This is a genomic window from Streptomyces sp. MS06, from assembly GCF_047200655.1.
Classification (GTDB): Bacteria; Actinomycetota; Actinomycetes; order Streptomycetales; family Streptomycetaceae; genus Streptomyces.
In genome coordinates, this window is sequence record NZ_JBJZOJ010000057.1 from 17,047 (window position 1) to 34,763 (window position 17,717).

At 70.6% G+C, this 17,717-nt stretch carries 10 protein-coding genes; 8 read left to right on the forward strand and 2 right to left on the reverse strand.

What is annotated here, in order from left to right; translation table 11 throughout:
* Positions 1–408: 408 nt before the first annotated feature.
* From ACL02U_RS25740 to ACL02U_RS25750, 3 genes are all read left to right on the forward strand, one after another.
* Positions 409–3,975 (forward strand): LamG domain-containing protein, encoded by a 3,567-nt coding sequence (locus ACL02U_RS25740; RefSeq protein WP_412793319.1) that lies wholly within the window; start codon positions 409–411, stop codon positions 3,973–3,975.
* A gap of 213 nt (positions 3,976–4,188) precedes the next feature.
* Complete coding sequence (locus tag ACL02U_RS25745) at positions 4,189–10,722, forward strand: RHS repeat-associated core domain-containing protein (protein ID WP_412793320.1); 6,534 nt, start codon at positions 4,189–4,191, stop codon at positions 10,720–10,722.
* Between the two features lie 71 nt (positions 10,723–10,793).
* Positions 10,794–11,102, forward strand: a complete 309-nt coding sequence (locus tag ACL02U_RS25750) for a hypothetical protein (protein WP_412793321.1) — start codon at positions 10,794–10,796, stop codon at positions 11,100–11,102.
* A gap of 375 nt (positions 11,103–11,477) precedes the next feature.
* On the opposite strand, the gene ACL02U_RS25755 is transcribed toward ACL02U_RS25750, so the two are convergent.
* The gene (locus ACL02U_RS25755) at positions 11,478–12,317 is read right to left on the reverse strand and encodes an alpha/beta fold hydrolase (RefSeq protein ID WP_412793322.1); all 840 of its coding nucleotides are present in this window, start codon (positions 12,315–12,317) and stop codon (positions 11,478–11,480) included.
* A 377-nt stretch (positions 12,318–12,694) separates the two neighbouring features.
* The gene (locus tag ACL02U_RS25760) at positions 12,695–13,126 is read right to left on the reverse strand and encodes a hypothetical protein (protein WP_412793323.1); all 432 of its coding nucleotides are present in this window, start codon (positions 13,124–13,126) and stop codon (positions 12,695–12,697) included.
* Between the two features lie 382 nt (positions 13,127–13,508).
* Here ACL02U_RS25760 and ACL02U_RS25765 point away from each other — a divergent pair, with 382 nt between their 5' ends.
* The 5 genes from ACL02U_RS25765 to ACL02U_RS25785 all read left to right on the forward strand — a co-directional run bounded on the left by ACL02U_RS25765 (position 13,509) and on the right by ACL02U_RS25785 (position 17,715).
* A complete protein-coding gene (locus ACL02U_RS25765; protein ID WP_412793324.1) occupies positions 13,509–14,915 on the forward strand; it encodes a glycosyltransferase in 1,407 nt (468 codons plus the stop codon).
* Entirely contained in the window at positions 14,912–15,697 is a 786-nt protein-coding gene (locus ACL02U_RS25770; protein WP_412793325.1) for a polysaccharide deacetylase family protein, read from the forward strand. Before ACL02U_RS25765 ends, ACL02U_RS25770 begins: the two co-directional genes overlap by 4 nt.
* Before the next feature lie 76 nt (positions 15,698–15,773).
* Complete coding sequence (locus ACL02U_RS25775) at positions 15,774–16,442, forward strand: DedA family protein (protein WP_412793326.1); 669 nt, start codon at positions 15,774–15,776, stop codon at positions 16,440–16,442.
* The gene (locus ACL02U_RS25780) at positions 16,439–17,044 is read left to right on the forward strand and encodes a phosphatase PAP2 family protein (protein ID WP_412793327.1); all 606 of its coding nucleotides are present in this window, start codon (positions 16,439–16,441) and stop codon (positions 17,042–17,044) included. Before ACL02U_RS25775 ends, ACL02U_RS25780 begins: the two co-directional genes overlap by 4 nt.
* Positions 17,041–17,715: a phosphatase PAP2 family protein gene (locus ACL02U_RS25785; protein ID WP_412793328.1), complete on the forward strand. Its 675-nt coding sequence runs from the start codon at positions 17,041–17,043 to the stop codon at positions 17,713–17,715. Before ACL02U_RS25780 ends, ACL02U_RS25785 begins: the two co-directional genes overlap by 4 nt.
* Positions 17,716–17,717 lie beyond the last annotated feature (2 nt).

The following is a 17,717-nucleotide window of genomic DNA, read 5'->3' on the forward strand; positions in this document are numbered from 1 at the left end:
GGCGTTCAGGGTCACCGTCGGCTCCGCCGACGGGCTGCGGGCATGCGAAGACCTCGTCGACCGCCTCGCTTCCCCGTGCGTCGGCGCGGAGCAGGAAGTGGAAGTGGTTCCGCAGGTGAGCACCACCTCGACCGGCACCGGCGCGAAGTGCTCCGCACGGGAGGCGTACTGGTGTCCGCCGTCTTTCTTTGAGGTGTACGAACCATTTCTTTGCTCATACCTGGTCGGTCTATGACGAAATCTTGAAGGAACGGTTGGGGTGAACCGCACCCGTGCCTGACACGCTTCTTCAGCGCTGGTGATCAACTGGTGGAACATCCAGGGGGAATTGTGGGGGACTTCGTAAGAAGGCGTGCGCGGTCGTCGTGCACGGCGTGGCTGGCAGCGGTAGCAGTGCTGATCCAGCCGATGTTGGCGACGGCTGTCGCTCGTACCGCGGCCGCTGAGGTTCGGGACGACGGTTCCGCCTCGGCGGCCTCCCCGTCGCCGGAGGCGGCCGCCTCACAGGAGGCCGAGGTCAACGGCTCACCGGTCGAGGTCGTCGACGAACGCACCGAGTACACGACGACGTACGCCAATCCGGACGGCACGACGTTCAGGCTGGAGCAGTCGACCGAGCCGGTGCGGGTGCGCGGCGGCGACGGCTCTTGGACCGCGCCGGACCCGACGCTCGCCTTCCGGGCGGACGGCACGGTCGGCCCGAAGGCCACGGTGGTGGATCTGGAGTTCTCCGGCGGGGGCGAAGGATCCGGCCTGGTGGACATCGCCAGCCACGGCAAGTCGCTGCGGCTGGGGTGGCCGGGGAAGCTGCCCAAGCCGTCGCTGGACGGAGCGAGCGCGGTCTACGCCGACGTACTGCCCGGTGTGGATCTGCGGATGACGGCGACGACGGACAGTTTCCGTGAGGTGCTCGTCGTCAAGACCCCTGCGGCAGCCTCGGCCCCGGAACTGAAGGAGGTCGTCTTCTCACTCCGGTCGCAGGGACTGACGGTCGCGGCGACCCGGGGCGGCGGCATGACGGCCGTGGACGACGACGCGCGTCCGGTCTTCGCAGCTCCCCCCGCCATGATGTGGGACTCACGGCAGGAACGTTCCGTCAAGGGTGCCTCCGCCAAGGCCGCCGCCGTGGGCTCCTCCGGCGAGATGCGGCACGACCCGGCCGCGGGACCGGGACCGGGTAACGCCTCGGCCGTACTGCCGGTCCGGGTCCGCCGGGACACGCTGGCCCTGGTGCCGGACACGGCCCTGCTGAAGAACACCGACAGCAGTGCGTTTCCCGTCTACATCGATCCCAGCATCGGCCTGGACCAGACCGCACGCACGCAGCTGCGCTCCGACGGCTACACCGACTACAACTGGGGCAACGGCAGCAACAACGAGGGCAAGGGCATGGGCCACTGCTCCTCGTATGCCGGGTACTACTGCGGCCCCGGGTACACCGAGCGGCTGTACTTCCAGTTCTCGCCGAGCAACCTGGTCGGCAAGAAGGTACTCTCCGCCACCTTCCGGGCCACCGAGTCCTGGTCGTTCACGTGCGACGCGCGCTGGGTCGACCTGGAGCGCATGAGTAACTTCTCGTCCTCCACCACTTGGTCGACCCGCCCCTCCTATCTGGGGATGATGGCGAGCCAGGACGTGTCGGCGGGCCGTGGCTCCCGATGCTCCCCGTCGCAGCCGGCCGCCCCGATCGAGTTCAGCGGTTCGGGCCTGACGTCCGCGGTGGGGGACTTCGCGGCGGGGAAGTTCTCCCGCCTGACGCTGCTGCTCAAGGCCCGGGACGAGACGGACACCAGTGCCTGGAAGCGGTTCCGCAACGACGCGGTGCTGTCGGTGACGTATGTGGGGCTGCCCGCCGTGCCGACCAGCGCGGGCCTCGTCCAGGGCAGCGGGATCAGCTGCGAGACGAACTCCACCGATCCGGACGTGATCGCCGACGCGACCCCCGATCTGACCGCGAAGGTGTGGACGGCGACGGGTGGTGGCAGCGGGGCGAGCTTGCGCGCACACTTCTACATTCAGCGGAAGAACAGCGACGGCAGTTGGTCGGTGGCGACCGAGCCGGTGCGGCCCACCAGCGGATACGTGGGCAACGGTGCGGTGGTCACCTACCCGTCGCCGGTCACCCTGTCCGAAGGGACGCTCTACCGGTTCGCGGTGTTCAGCCGTTCCTACTACAACAGCGGCAGCAGCCATCTGGAGTCGCCCAGCACGGTGACCACCAAGGGCTGGTGCTACTTCAAGGTGGACACCACCGCCCCGAAAGCACCCACGATCACTTTCGGCAGCCCGTACTCCGCATGCACGGCCGACGCCTGCGCATCTGCGGGAGGCCCCGGGGTGGAGGGTCAGTTCACGTTTTCACCGGCGTCCGCAGACACCAACACCGCCTACGAGTACAAGCTCGTCACCTCCACCACCTGGTCCCCGCCGATCTCCGGGAACAAGGTCGCCACAGGGATCACGCCCCAGTTGGCCGGCACGCAGCAGCTCCAGGTGCGGGCCCAGGACAGCGCGGGCCGCTGGGGCGCGAAGGCGATCGTCAAGTTCAACGTTGCCGAAGGGCAGACGGCGATCGGCCGCTGGCACTTCGATGACGCGTCTCCCGGCTCCGGTGTTACCACGGCGGCGGACACGGCGACCGAGGGGATACGCCACCCGGCGACGCTGTACACGAACGGGGCGGGCTGGTCGACGTTCGGACGCCGAGGCGACGGCGACCGCTCACTGTGGCTGAACGACACGACGAACACTGCCAACCAGAGTGGCTACGCCGTCACCAGCGCTCCGGTGGTCAACACCCAGTCCTCGTTCACCGTCTCGGCCTGGGCCTACCTGGCCGACGACTCGGCCTTCCGCACGGTGCTGTCGGAGACGGGCAGCGACGGTTCGGGGTTCACCCTGTACTACTCGCCGGGCGTCCACCGGTGGGTGTTCCTCTGGAGCTGGTACGAGAACGGTGTGCGCAAGTACCAGGGCGTGAACGCCGACACGGCGGGTGTTCCGTTGCGGGTCTGGACGCATCTGACCGGTGTCTACGACGCCCGCGCCCGCACCATCTCGCTGTACGTCAACGGCCGTCCGCAGGGAGCGCCGGTAGCGCTGCCGAGCACGTCGGACGCCACTGTGGCCGACGGCACCCTGCAGTTCGGCCGGGCAAGTTTCACCCCCGGCAGCTATCAGAACTACTGGCGAGGACGGGTGGACGAGGTGGCCGTCTGGCAGCGGGCACTGACGGACGGTGAGATCGCCACCGAGGACCGGCTACTCGACTCCAACGGCGCGGCCGGCGTGGAGCTGGTGGCAGCCTGGAACCCGGACGGTGCGAGCGGCACCACACTCGCGGACTCCACCTCCACCTACGGCCGCACGCTGACCCTGTCCGGCGGAGCCTCGCTCGACGGCCAGTCCATCGTCCTGAACGGGACGGACGGTGCCGCCACCACCCCCGGACCGGTGGTGGACGACACCGGCTCGTTCACCGCCACCACCCTGGTGGACGTCGACCGTGACGCCCTGCTCACCAAGTCCACCGGTTACACCGCACAGGTCGTCGGCGAGCGCGGCGCGGACGGATCCTCCTGGGGCTTCTGGTACCAGCTGACCGGGATTGGCTTCGACCCGGACACCGACACGACGATCCCCGTCGGCAAGTGGTACTTCGGCCGACTGAACGCCGACGGCGGTTTCACCGGAGTGGTCTCCGACGAGACCGCCGTACTGGGCAGCCCGGTACGGATGACCGGCATGTACGACGCTCCGTCCGGCACGGTCCGCTTCTACCTCGGCCCCGACGAGAACGACGCCGGCGTCACCCACCCCTACACGGCTGTGAAGGGGTCCGGGGACTTCGCGGCCGGTGCGGGCTACGTGGGCGGGGCGTGGGGCCACCACCTACCCGGAAAGATCTCCGACATACGGCTGTGGGCCGGTGCCATGGCCGACCAGCAGCAGATCGTCGACACCGTCGGGGCCTGAGCCACGCGATGACGGACACCTGACGGGGCGGCACCGCCGCCTCGCCAGGCCGGACTGCCCTGACTCCACTGATTCCCCCTGAACTTCTCCGCTACTTCTTTCCCTCTTGGCATGCACGGGCGGCCGGCAGCGGTCGCGGGACGGGCGCGCGGCAGCCGCTCCACCGTTTGAATATGGAGGCCAGTTGTGAGATCCGGGATACGAGCCCGGTGGATGCGCGGTGTCCTGAACCGCGGCGCGTTGCCGCGGTCGCCCGTCGTCGCGGCGCTGTGCATGGCGCTGACCGTCTCGGCGGGGGTGGGGACATCGGCGGCCCACGCCGCCGGCGGCGGTCTGGGCAGGCCGGACCTGCCCGAGCAGCGGGTCGACCAGGTGCGGACACCTTCCGGGCCGGGCGCCCGAAAGGCGCGAGCCCAGGTCGCGAGCACCGAGGCGGCCAACGCGGCCCAGGCCAGGCGGGCCGATACACAACAGGGCGCGGACTGGCCCGCGGCCGCCGCGGCCACCGCACGGATACCCGGGCAGGGTGCGGCGAAGCTGTCCGTGGGAGGTCTGCCCGTCACCGTGGCCCACGGCCGTGGGGCCGCCGCCGCGGGCCAGGTGCAGGTGCGAGTGCTCAGGCAGCGCCAGGCCCGGGCAGCGGGCATCGAGGGCGTCCTGCTGACGGCATCGGCCTCACAGCCGGGGGACGCCCGGGTGAGTGTGGACTACTCGACGTTCGCCGCCGCCTACGGCGGCGACTGGTCGGGGCGGCTGCGACTGTTCCGGCTCCCCGCCTGCGCGCTGGCCACCCCGCAGAAGGCCGCCTGCCGCACGCTGACACCGCTTGCCTCCCGCAACGACGTCGGCCGGCAGACGCTCACGGCCACGGTCGGTCTGGGCTCGGCGGACGGCGGGCCCGACGCGGTAAGGGCCTCGCGCTCGGCGCCCCGCACCTCCCTACCGACCGCCGACACGGCAGCTTCGGCCACAGTCCTGGCCGTGACGTCCGGACCGTCCGGGGAATCGGCCTCCGGTGCCGGCAGCTACGCGGCCAGCCCGCTCTCGGCCTCCTCCGGCTGGCAGGCGGGCGGCTCCTCGGGAGCCTTCACCTGGTCGTACCCCCTGAGCGCTCCGCCGGCCGCCGCGGGCCCGGCTCCGCAGCTGTCGCTGTCGTACGACTCCGGGAGCGTCGACGGCCGGACGGCCTCGACGAACAACCAGGGAGGCGTGGTCGGCGAGGGCTTCGGCCTGACCTCCTCCTACGTCGAGCGGTCCTACGGCTCGTGCGACGACGACGGCCAGGACGGAAAGTACGACCTGTGCTGGAAGTACGACAACGCCTCGCTGGTGCTGAACGGCAAGTCGACCGAACTGGTCAAGGACGACACCACCGGCGTGTGGCACCTGGAGGACGACGACGCTTCCACCGTCACCCACGCCACCGGCGCCGACAACGGTGACGACGACGGCGAGTACTGGAGCGTCACCACCGGCGACGGGACCCGGTACGTGTTCGGGCTGAACAAGCTGCCCGGCGCGGGCACCCAGCGCACCAACTCCGCCTGGACGGTACCAGTGTTCGGAGATGATGCCGGTGAGCCCGGCTACGACCTGGGGAGCAGCTTCGCCGACCGGGCCGTGAACCAGGCGTGGCGGTGGAACCTGGACTACGTCGTGGACCCGCACGGCAACGCGATGTCGTACTGGTACACAGCCGAGACCAACTACTACGGCAAGAACGGCGCGTCCACCGGCACGACCCGCTACACGAGGGGCGGCTACCTCACCAAGATCCTTTACGGGCAGAACAAGGACACCCTGTTCACCGGCACCGCCTCGGACGAGGTCACCTTCGGGTACGCCGAGCGGTGCACGGCCTCGGACTGTTCCTCGCTGACCTCCTCCACCGCCTCCGACTGGCCCGACGTCCCGTTCGACTCGATCTGCGCGTCCGGCGCGGACTGCCGTGCCGCCAACCCGTCGTTCTTCACCCGCAAGCGCCTGACCGGCATCGACACCCACGCCTGGTCGGCCGCCTCCAGCAGCTACACGGACGTGGACTCCTGGGCACTGACCCAGCAGTACCTGGACCCCGGCGACATCGGAAGCAGCTCCGACCAGACGCTGGTACTCAAGACCATTCGGCACACCGGCAGGAACGGCACGGCCATCTCCCTGGATCCGGTGACGTTCACCTACCAGATGCGGGAGAACCGCGTCGACTCGTCCACGGACAACATCCTGCCGCTGAACCGGCCCCGCATCGCGAGCATCACCTCCGAGGCCGGCGCGATCACCACCGTGACGCTGTCGGACCCGGAGTGCGTGCGCGGCTCGAGGATGCCGTCGGCCGAGGACAACGACACGATGAGCTGCTATCCGGTCTACTGGCACGTCAACGGCGCCACCGAGGCGTCACTCGACTGGTTCAACAAGTACCGGGTGCTGGACGTCGTCACCTCCGACCCCACCGGGCTGGGCGAAACGATGGAGAGCCACTACAGCTACTCCGGTCCGGCCTGGCACCACAACGACGATCCGCTCACCCCGACCAAGGAGCGGACCTGGTCGGACTGGCGGGGCTACCGCACCGTCACCGCGATCACCGGTGCCTCCGGCGAGACCCAGTCCAAGAAGGTGTCGCTGTACCTGCAGGGCATGGACGGTGACAAGCAGAAGGACGGTACGACCCGCTCCGTCACCGTCCCGGGCACCGGCTTCCCCGGTCTGAGCGTGCCCGCCCAGACGGACAGCGACCGCTACTCCGGTTTCACCCGGGAGCAGATCACCTACAACGGCTCGACCCCGGTCGCCGTCACGGTCAACGACCCGTGGTCCGCTCGCACGGCCGCCCAACACAAGTCGTACGCCGATATCGACGCCTACTTCGTGCGCACCCGCACGACCCGCGTCTCGACGTACCTCACCGTCGGCGCCACTTGGCGGACTCACAGCACAACCACCGGGTTCGACGGCTACGGCATGGCCGCCACCGTCGACGACGCGGGCGACACCTCCGTCACCGGAGACGAGACCTGCACCCGCACCTGGTACGCCCGCAACACGGCCCTGGGCATCAACTCCCTGGTCTCACGCACGCGGGTCGTCGGCCGCGCCTGCTCCACCGCCGAGACCGACCTGAACCTGCCCGCCTCCGCAGGCACCCGCGGGGACGTGCTGTCGGACACGGCCATCGTCTACGACGACGCCTCCGCGACCGCCTGGAAAGCCTCCCGGACGCCGACGCTGGGCGAGGTCACCTGGACGGGACGGGCCTCCGCCTACCCGGCCACGGCCACCAACGGCGAGCGATACCCCACCTCCTGGTCGACCGTCACCAAGGCCACCCACGACAGCCTGGGCCGGCCTCTCACCGCGACCGACGCGGCAGGCCACACGACCACCACGGCCTACACCCCCGCCGCCACCGGACCGCTGACCAAGACGACGGTCACCAACCCCAAGGGCCAGAAGACCTACACCTACCTGGACCACGCACGCGGCACTCCCGTCAAGGTCTACGACGCCAACATCAAACTCACCGAATCCACCTATGACGCCCTGGGCCGGGTGACCGCCGTCTGGCTGCCCAACCGCTCACGCGCCGCCGGATACGGGCCCAACTACACCTACGCCTACTCCGTCTCCCGCAAGGCCGCTCCCTGGTCCTCCACCTCCGCCATCCGCGGCGAGGGCGTCTACAGCACCGTCTACACCATCTACGACTCGCTGCTGCGGCCGCTGCAGATACAGTCCCCGACCGCCGACGGCGGCCGGCGGCTCACCGACACCCGCTACGACAGCCGCGGCCTGGTCCACGAGACGTACGCCGACGTCTTCGACTCCACCGCCGCCCCGTCCGGCACCTACACGAGGGCCCTGTCCGGTGGCGCGCCGAAACAGACCGACATCGTCTTCGACGGCGCCGGGCGCCAGACCAGCAGCACCTTCTACGTCTACGGCACCAAGAAGTGGACCACCAGCACCAGCTACACGGGTGACTCCGCCGCCACCACTTCCCTCTCCGGAGGATCCGCGGTCCGCACCATCACCGACGTGTTCGGCCGCACCACCGAGCGCCGCGAGTACGCCGGCGAGAACCCGGCCGACACCGCCTACGGAGCGGGAGTCGGTGCCGCCTACACCTCCACGACATTCACCTACACCCGGGACGGCAAGGCGGACACCGTCACCGGTCCCGACGGGACCCGGTGGTCCTACGGCTACGACCTGTTCGGCCGCCAGGTGAAGGCGACGGACCCGGACAAGGGGACCACCACCACGTCGTACACCGACCTGGACCAACCCGCCACCACGACGGACTCCCGCAACACCACCCTGCTGTACGGCTACGACGAACTCGGCCGAAAGACCGACGAGTGGCAGACGTCCAAGACGGACGACCGCAAACTCGCCCACTGGGCCTACGACTCGCTTGCCAAGGGGCACCTGGACTCGTCCACCAGTTACGCGGGCGGGGTCTCCGGCGCGGCCTACACCCGGAAGGTCACGGCCTACGACAGCCTGTACCGGCCGACGACCACGCAGCTCGTCCTGCCGTCCACCGACCCTCTCGTCACCTCCGGGGCCGTCACGGCCACACTGACGTCCTCGACGCACTACAACCTCGACGGCAACCGGCAGTACGTCTCCGAACCCGCGGCCGGAGGTCTGGCCGCGGAAACCGTGAACACCGACTACAACTCCGTCGGCCTGCCCACCGGGGTCTCCGGGACCAGCGACTACCTCCTCGGCGCCGCCTACTCCGCCACGGGCCAGGTCGAACAACTCATCCTGGGCACCTCCGCGGCCGAGGGCACCAAGAAGGCGTACATCACCAACACCTGGGAGGAGGGCACCGACCGCCTGCTGCAGGCCGCCGTCACCGACCAGACCCACGGCTACGAACTCCAGGAACTGAACTACACATACGACGACGCGGGCAACGTCACCTCCCTCACAGACCCCACCACTCTCGGCGGCACCGGCAAGAGCGACAACCAGTGCTTCGCCTACGACGGACACCGACGCCTCACCGACGCCTGGACCCCGGGCACCGACGACTGCTCCACCGCCGGCCGGGCCACAGCGAACCTCGCGGGCGCGAGCCCCTACTGGACCTCGTACACCCACACCGGCAGCGGCCTGCGCACCACCGAGACCGACCACACATCGGCCGGTGACACCACCACGACCTACTGCTACGACGCCGCCCGGCCCCACGCGCTGACCGCCACCACCACGGCGTCCTCCTGCACAGGAGTCACCCCCACCCACACCTACGACCCGGCCGGCAATACCACCGGCCGGCCCAACGGCACCGACACCCAGGCGCTCACCTGGAACGCCGAGGGCAGACTCGACACGCTCGTCGAGAAGACCGGCACCGGCACCCCCAAGAGCACCATCAGCCACCTCTACGATGCCGACGGGACTCTCCTCATCCGCCGCAACACCAGCGCGCAGACCGTCCTCTACCTGGACGGCGGCACCGAAGTCCACCTCGACACCTCCACCTCGACCCCGAAGTACTGGGCCCAGCGCTACTACACCGCCGGCGGCTTCACCATCGCCCTGCGCACCGACAAGGCCGGCACCGACACCCTGACCTGGCTGGCCGGCGACCAGCACGGCACCCGCAGCATCGCTCTCGACTCCGCCACCCAGGCCGTCACCAAGCGCTACAGCAGCCCCTTCGGCGCCCCGCGCACCGGCGGCACCGGCAGCTGGCCCGACGACCGGGCCTTCCTCGGAGCCCCGGCCGACACCGTCACGGGCCTGACGCACCTCGGTGCCCGTGAATACGACCCCGGCACCGGCCGCTTCCTCAGCGTCGACCCCGTCCTCGATGTGGGCGACGCCCAGTCCCTCAACGGCTACACCTACGCCGACGACAATCCCACCACGGGCAGTGACCCCACCGGCCTGCGGGACTGCGGCGAAACCGAGTACTGCGGCAAGGGCAGCAGGCCCAACCTCGAATACGGAACCGCCGCGAGCTCCGACGCCAAGATCATCCTTCCCAGTGGCGTTCATGTCTCGGTCGCATCGAACACCGGCAACACCAGCAAGACCAAGACCACCCACAAGAAGAGCGGCGGCTGGCGGAGCTGGCTGTCGAACGCCAAGAGCACCGTCGTCGACTACGGCTCCGCGATCTTCTCCCAACCCGAGATCTGGTGGGGTTCCGCGGAAACCGCCGGGAGCATGGTCCTGATGGGCCTCGGGGCGGACACCACTATCGCCGGCGGCGCCATGTGTCTGACCGGTGTCGGCTGCATCGCCGGCGCGCCTGTCGCCCTGGGCGGCGTGGCCATGGTGGGCACGGGCGCGTACGGCGTGTCGGACGGCATCGGGCGCATCAACGACGGCCTGGGGAAGGCGCTGTCGGAGGTCAACAGCGAATCGTCGGGGTCCGCAGGGTCGAGGACATTCACCTCGGACGATCCGCTGGTGGGCGACGTGGCCACCGCGATCGACGCTGAGTATCCTGGCCTGGTTGAGGACGTCAATGTGCCTGCCACCCGACCGGACGGGTCCACGCTGACCGATTTCGACATCGAGCTCAAGAACGCCGTCATCCAGGTGAAAGCGGGGCCGGGAAAGGGCGCCGGAGCACAGGTGACACGCACCCAGGAGGGTACGGACAAGCCGGTGATCGTTTATGGTCCGAAGCTACGGCCGAGTGTCGTGAAGGAAGTGAACAGTCGTGGCGGAGTCGGTGTGACGTCCATGGACGACCTCCTTGCCGTGGTGGCGCCGTGAATTCACTGATCGCATGTGTGCCGCGCTGTGTGACCTCAGAGGAAGTGCGTGACCGGTTGTACGCATCCGGAATGGTTGTGGAATTCCGGGACAACAGGATCACGGCATCTCATGAAGGGTCTGTCGCGTGGATCGAACGAGACTCAGATGGTGAGCTCGAGAGAGAGTACGAGCCGGATGAGCTCGCCCTTGTGAAGGGCCTCATCGGAGAGTGGGTCGGCTTCATCATCGACTATCGGACGACGGATGCCGCGGTCAGGACCGTGGCCGCGATGTGCGAGCGGTGGCCCTGCGTGGTGGACGACGACCGCGGCTTTCTCGGATGGGGCCGCGAATACCTTGAACGTCCGCCCGCTGGTGACGGCGGACCGGCCGCGTGACAACCGTTTGCCAAGGGCATCCCGCCCAGGCCCGGAGCGTGATCGTCACAGGTAGCCCCGGGCAGGCCGGGTCTCCCGCGACCTGGCGGGTCGCGCCGAGGTGACAGGAGAGTGGCCGTGTATGTGTCGGCGCGGGGATGGATCGAGTGTGACAAGGATCAGCTTCCTGCGGTGAAGGCAATCATCGCGAAACATGCTGATGGCCATTACCCTCGATCCTGCATGACGATGGTTCATGAGGGTCCATCAGCTTGCTGACGGACCCTCATGAACCATCGAGGTCGGGCAACACAGCTCACTTCGATCAACGGTGGCCACACCGGACCCCACCCGCGAAATCACGATCTACAGCCTGCCAAGAACTGGCAATATGGACTAATAGGGCGCGAACGGCCCGTTCGCTCCCTCGCCCGTCAGCACCTGCCGCAGTGTCTCGGCGAATTCCTTGGGCTGCTCGAGGAAGCCGCCGTGGTCGCCGGGGAACTCGACCGGCGTCGTACCGAGCAGTTCGGCCAGTGCCGTGGAGGTCGGGTACGTGAGCAGGCCGGCCGAGGCGGCACCGACGCCGACGACGACACTGGTGGGGCCGGCCGTCAGGGCGGAGGTGTCAGGCACGTAGCGGGCGGTGCCCCGCAGTTCATGGGCGAAGAAACGGGCGCTGTCGGCGAGATCCTGCTCCGAGGGCTCCCCCGGCGGCGGAGTGGGCGCACCGTCCGCACCAACATCGAACCCGGCGTTGGCCATGAACTTCGTCATTGCCGCCCCCACCCCCTCCTGGTGGAAGGTCTCGATGATGTCGTCGGTCGCAGCGCGCTGCTCGGCGGCGTCGGGGAGCAACTCGAGCAGGGGAGGCTCGTGCGCGACGAGCGTGCGTACCCGCCCGGGATGCCGCGCGACCAGCGCGAGCCCCGTCACGGCGCCGCCGCTGCTGCCGAACACATCCGCGGACTCGGCTCCGAGGGCGTCCAGGAGAGCGGCGGCGTCCTCCGCCCTCGATTCGGGGGTGGAGTCCTGCTCGGGGTCGTCGAGGATGCTGCCCGAGATGCCCCGCGGGTCGTGGGTGACGACGGTGTAGTGGTTCGCGAGCGCGTCGGCCAACGGGGCGAACGCCGCCGCAGCCATCGGCGCCCCCATGACGAGCAGCAGTGGTCCCGCGCCGCGGACTTCGTAGTGCAGGCGTGCGCCCGGGACGGCGAGGGTGCGGTTGGTGGTCATGGCGGTCGTCCTTCCCTGAGTGGTCGTCCGCGATCGCGGTGACGGAAGGAAGACTCTGGCCGGCTGGAAAACTCATCGCTCGCCTGCTCACCTCATGATCACCGCACTCGCACCCGCCACTACCAGCGCCGACCAGTGACGTGATCACGCCCCCGGCAGTTCAGTGAGGGGTGCGGCGGCATGTCCCGAACCTCTCCTGGACCTCTCGGAACTTTGGGACCCGGCGGGCTCCGCGCCACGCTCCACGGCATCCCCAGACCGGCTACCGCTACGGCCACGGCCACGGCTGGCTACGCGAAGATCGCATCGATGGTGGCGCTGCCCGGTGAGCCTCAGTGCGTCGGCTCGGGGCTGGAGTCGAGAGTATTTCCGCCGCTTCAACGCGGTGTTCGCGTGCCCCGGTCAGCGCACCAGGGAGGGGGATTCACCAGTCTCCACGCTTCCTCGGCGGCCTTCACCACTTTCGTGCGCTGCGTGGCCGGTGGAAACGGCACGGTCATCCGGGTACGCCGGGCTGCGCGTAGGTCGTCCAGGCGGTCGTGCAGCTTCGAGTCGGCCTGGAAGGTGGCGAAGTCACGCGGCAGCGTCAAGCCTCTGGCCGACAGGCCCTCTGCCAGGCGATCAAGCATCTCGACCTGTTCGGGAACGGGTTCGCCGGTACCGCCGAGCCATGGGAAGACGCCTGTGAACCGGGTGGAGTCGAGAGGCGGCAGACTGCCGTACGGGTAGTACTCGTAGGTGTGGCGACAGGTCCGGTACGCACCCAGGTCCGTGGCACACCAGGCGGAGTCGAAGCCGACCGAGGTCACGTCAGGCCCTGATCGTTCACCGGGCATTGGCCCCCTGAGACTGGGACCCGGCGCCGCTGGGCGGCGTCGGCCGGGCGGGCGGGCCGGGCCGCCCGGGAGTGGGACTCCCGGGTCTGACGTGCGGTCAGCGGGGTGTCGGCGGTCCAGGGCGTGGCGAGCGCTTCGCTCTCCGGTTCGACCCGTGCCCGTCTCCGTGGTGTGCCGCGGCTTCCTCCGTCGCGTCGGCTCTCCGTCGGCCGCCGTCCTGCACTACCGGCGCACATCCGCTCCACCCGGTCACCTCCTACGACTTGTAGGAGGTATGCTCCGGAACTCGAACCGTGAACTACTACATCTTGTAGTGTTCCGTCGCCCTCGCTCCCTCGCCTGCGGAGGAAAGCCCATGCCTCGTACCGGAAGCACGGCGTCCGGACTCGTTCCCGCGGTCGGTGTTCCGCGCCCGCGTTCCGCCGGCTCCGGCGCGGGGCGGATCGCGATCGTCTCCGCGAGCGTGGGGGCCGGTCACGACGGTGCCGCCGCCGAGCTCGCACTCCGCCTGGCGGCGGAGGGTTTCGCCGTGGACCGGTTCGACCTGCTGGATCTGCTGCCCGCCCGCTTGGGCCGGGTCGTGCAGGAGGGGTACCACCGGATGCTGGTCCGGGCCCCGTGGGCGTATCAGCGGATCTACGCCGGGACCGAGCGCGCCGGCGGCGTCGGCCCGGCGTCGCGGGCGCTGCTGCGTGCGGCGGAGGAGCCGGTGCTCCGGGCCCTGTCTCCGGGCACCGGAGCGGTCGTCTCCACCTATCCGGGGGCCAGCCGGGTGCTGGGGGCGCTTCGGCTGAAGGGGCGGCTGGCGGCGCCCGTGCTGACCTACCTGACCGACTTCTCCGTGCATCCGCTGTGGGTGGCGGACGGCGTCGACGTGCACCTCGCCGCCCACGACGTACCCGCCGGCCAGGCGCGGGCCGCCGGGGCACGGGACGTGCGGGTGTGCGGGCCGGTGACCGGTTCCCGGTTCCGGCCGTGCGGCACGCAGCGGCGCGCCCGCGCCCGCGCCGCGTTCGGGCTGCCGCCGGACGCCCCGCTGGCGCTGCTGGTCGCCGGTTCCTGGGGGGTCGGACAGGTCCGCGAGGTGGCCGTGGAGCTGCGCGACTGCGGCGTCGCGGTGCCGGTCGTCGTGTGCGGCCGCAACCGGGCCCTGGCCGAGCGGCTGCGCGCGGAGGGCATCGCGCACGTCTACGGCTGGGTCGACGACATGCCGGGACTGATGCACGCCTGCGACGTCCTGGTGCAGAACGCCGGCGGGCTCACCTCGCTGGAGGCGTTCGCCGCGGGCCTGCCGGTGGCCAGCTTCCGGTGCATACCGGGGCACGGTCTGACCAACGCGGCCGCGCTGGAGGAGGCCGGCGTCGCCACCTGGATACGGGATCCGGCCGCTCTCGGGGCGGTGCTGCGGGAGCTGGTCGACGGTCCGCTCGGCCGGCGGCAGCGGGCGAGGGGGCTCGCCCTGTTCGCCCGGCCCGGGGACGGCGGTCCGGCGGCCGAGATAGCCCGGGTCCACCGGTCGGGGCCGGTCCGGCGGAGTCGGCCGCCGACCGCACGGCAGCGCCCGCGCCCCCGCGTTCGCCCTCTTCCGCACCGGTTGGCCGCGACCGCCGCGGTCGCGTCCGCCGTGTGGGCGGGTGCCGTCGGCACCGGCGTCGCGACCTCGTACGACGGTGCGGACCTCATCCATGCCATCGGCCACGGTCTGGACCCCGACGACCCTGCCCCGCTCCACGCTCCCCACCCGGGAGACCGACACTCGTGAACGCCGTCCGCACGCTGCGCACCGCGGCCCTCGCCGCCCTGCCCGCCGTCGCCGCCGTGCACGCCGCGCCCGTGGTCTCCACGTTCGGTCCGCTGCGCAACCGCGCCATGCCCGGGCTGTCCGGCCGAGGCCGTCCCGATCATGTCGCCCTGACCTTCGACGACGGGCCGGACCCGCGCTCCACCCCGCGCTTCCTGCGGCTGCTCGACGAGCGCGGGGTGCGCGCCACGTTCTTCCTGCTCGGCGACCAGGCGGTCCGTGCGCCCGGTCTGGTCGGCGAGATCGCGGCGGCCGGCCACGAGATCGGCGTCCACGGCTGGCTGCACCGCCCGCTGCTGCTGCGCGGCCCGCGCGCCACGTACGGTGATCTGGCCCGCGCCCGCGACGCCGTAGGCTCGCTCACCGGGCGGCGGCCGGTACTCTTCCGGCCGCCGTACGGTGTCATGTCGGCCTCTGCCCACCTGGCGGCCCGCCGTCTGGGCCTGACCCCGGTGCTGTGGACCTGCTGGGGCGAGGACTGGCGGGCCCGCGCGAGCCCGGTGACCGTGCACCGCACGGTCACCGCCGATCTCGACGGGGGCGGCACGATCCTCCTGCACGACTCCGACTGCACCTCCGCCCCCGGATCGTGGCGCGCGACGCTGGGCGCGCTGCCGGCGATCCTCGACACCTGCGAGGAACGGGGCTACGCCGTCGGCCGACTGTGCGACCACGGGTGGCCTCCCGCGAGGCGCCGCCGGTCAGGAACGCCTTCCGCCCACGGATCGTCTACAGTTCCGTAGACCGTCTACTTTGCCGTAGTCGCTCGTTTCCTGCTGTTCATCTTCGTACCACCCCCACCGAAAGGGCCCAGGTCGTATGACCACACCGCTGCACCTCGCGTCGCAGCTCGCCGTGAACGTACTCGACGCCCGGTCGCTGCTGGCCGCCTTCGGCGTGCTGGGCGTCGGCGCGGTGCTGTTCGCCGAGACGGGACTGCTGATCGGGTTCTTCCTGCCCGGCGACTCCCTGCTGTTCACAGCGGGTCTGCTGTGCACGGGGGCGGCCGACCGGCCGGTGAAGCTGTCGCTGGCGCCGCTGCTGGTCCTGGCGGCGGCCGGGGCGCTGGCCGGGGCGCAGTGCGGGTTCCTGATCGGCCGCGGAGCGGGCGGGGCCGTCATGGCCCGCAGCAGATCGCAGCGCCTGCACGAGGGGGCGAAACGGGCCGAGGAGCTGCTGGAGCGCTACGGGTACGCCAAGGCGATCGTGCTGGCCCGGTTCATCCCGGTGGTGCGCACCGTCCTGAACCCGATGGCGGGCGCCCTGGAGGTCCCGGTGCGGACGTTCACCCTGTGGCAGGCGGTCGGCGGCACGGTCTGGACCGTGGGGCTCGTCCTGGCGGGATACGCGCTGGGCTCCTCGGTGCCGAACGTCGACCGCTACCTGCTCCCGATGGTCGCGCTGATCGTGATCGTCTCGCTGATCCCCCTGCTCCTGGAGGCCCTGCGCGGCCGCCGGGCAGCCAAGCCCAACGGAGGCCGCCCGTGATCCTCGCATTCGACGGATCGTCCATCGACGGCACCGCGTACACGGACGTGGTGCACCTTGCCCAGCGCTCACCGGTCTGGCTGGACGACTCGGTGTCGCTGTGGACCACCTTCGGAATGGCCCTGTTCGCCGCTCTGATGCTGGTGGGCTGGTGGCGGGCGCGCCGCACCGGGCCGGCCGCCGCGGTGACGGCGCTCGTCGTGCCCGCCGTCGTGGTCCTCGCCTACGCCGTCGACATGGGCGTGAAGATGGTGGTGCGGGAGGACCGGCCCTGCCAGAGCCTGCACGTGAGCACCCTGGAGGCGTGCCCGGCACCGGGCGACTGGTCCTTCCCCAGCAACCACGCCGCCGTCGCCGCCGCGGCCGCCGTGGCGCTGGTGTTCGTCTCGCGCCGGCTCGGGGCGGTCGCCGTCCTGGCGGCGCTCGCGATGGGGGCCTCCCGGGTGTGGGTGGGCGCGCACTATCCGCACGACGTCCTGGCCGGTGTCGTCGTCGGCGGGCTGGTGGCGCTGGCGGCGATGCTCGTGCTGCGGCAGCAGTCGACGGCCCTGGCACGACGGCTCACCACCAAGCGGCTGGGCTCGGTGCTGCTCACCGCATGAGCCGACGCGAAGTCTCCCGCCGTGCCGGGATCACCGGCGTCGGCGGGTGGGCCCTGTTCGGCGTGCTGGCCGTGCTGGTCGCGGCCCACGGGGGTGCTCCGCTCGGCCCGGACGACAGCCTGCTGTCCTGGTCGGTCGGGCACCGCCCGGCGGCGGCGCTGGCCCTGGCCCGCGGCGTGACCGCCACCGGCACCGGCGTCGTGCCCTACACGCTGGCGGCGGTGGCCGGCCTGGCCGTCGGACGCACCGCACCCGGCCGGCTGCGCGCCGCCGTCCTGGGCGTCGCGTTCCTGGCGGTCGGACAGGCCCTGCGCTACGGAGTGATGGAACTCCTCCACCGGGCCCGCCCGCCGCGGGTGGACTGGGCGACGCACGCCACCGGCTTCGCCTTCCCGTCCGGCCACACCACCACCTCGGCGCTCACCGCCGGGCTGCTGATCGCAGCGATCTCCCTGCGTGCTCCGCACGCGGGGACACCGCTGCGGATCGCGGTCGGCTGCTGGGGCGTGTCGGTCGGTCTCAGCCGCGTCTACCTGGGCGTGCACTGGTCCACCGACGTGGTCGGCGGCTGGCTGTTCGCGGCCGGCTGGCTCGGGGTGTGCCTGTGGGCGGCGGCCCGGTGGCTGCCGACCTCGTTCCTCGCGGGCACGGCCCGCACCGCCCGGAGGTGATC

Bases quoted from the DNA above. Each gene is read 5' to 3' on its own strand.
- ACL02U_RS25775 (WP_412793326.1), top strand. From the start codon at position 15,774: ATGACCACACCGCTGCACCTCGCGTCGCAGCTCGCCGTGAACGTACTC.
- ACL02U_RS25755 (WP_412793322.1), bottom strand. From the start codon at position 12,317: ATGACCACCAACCGCACCCTCGCCGTCCCGGGCGCACGCCTGCACTAC.
- ACL02U_RS25745 (WP_412793320.1), top strand. From the start codon at position 4,189: ATGCGCGGTGTCCTGAACCGCGGCGCGTTGCCGCGGTCGCCCGTCGTC.
- ACL02U_RS25765 (WP_412793324.1), top strand. From the start codon at position 13,509: ATGCCTCGTACCGGAAGCACGGCGTCCGGACTCGTTCCCGCGGTCGGT.
- ACL02U_RS25750 (WP_412793321.1), top strand. From the start codon at position 10,794: ATGGTTGTGGAATTCCGGGACAACAGGATCACGGCATCTCATGAAGGG.
- ACL02U_RS25740 (WP_412793319.1), top strand. From the start codon at position 409: ATGTTGGCGACGGCTGTCGCTCGTACCGCGGCCGCTGAGGTTCGGGAC.
- ACL02U_RS25785 (WP_412793328.1), top strand. From the start codon at position 17,041: ATGAGCCGACGCGAAGTCTCCCGCCGTGCCGGGATCACCGGCGTCGGC.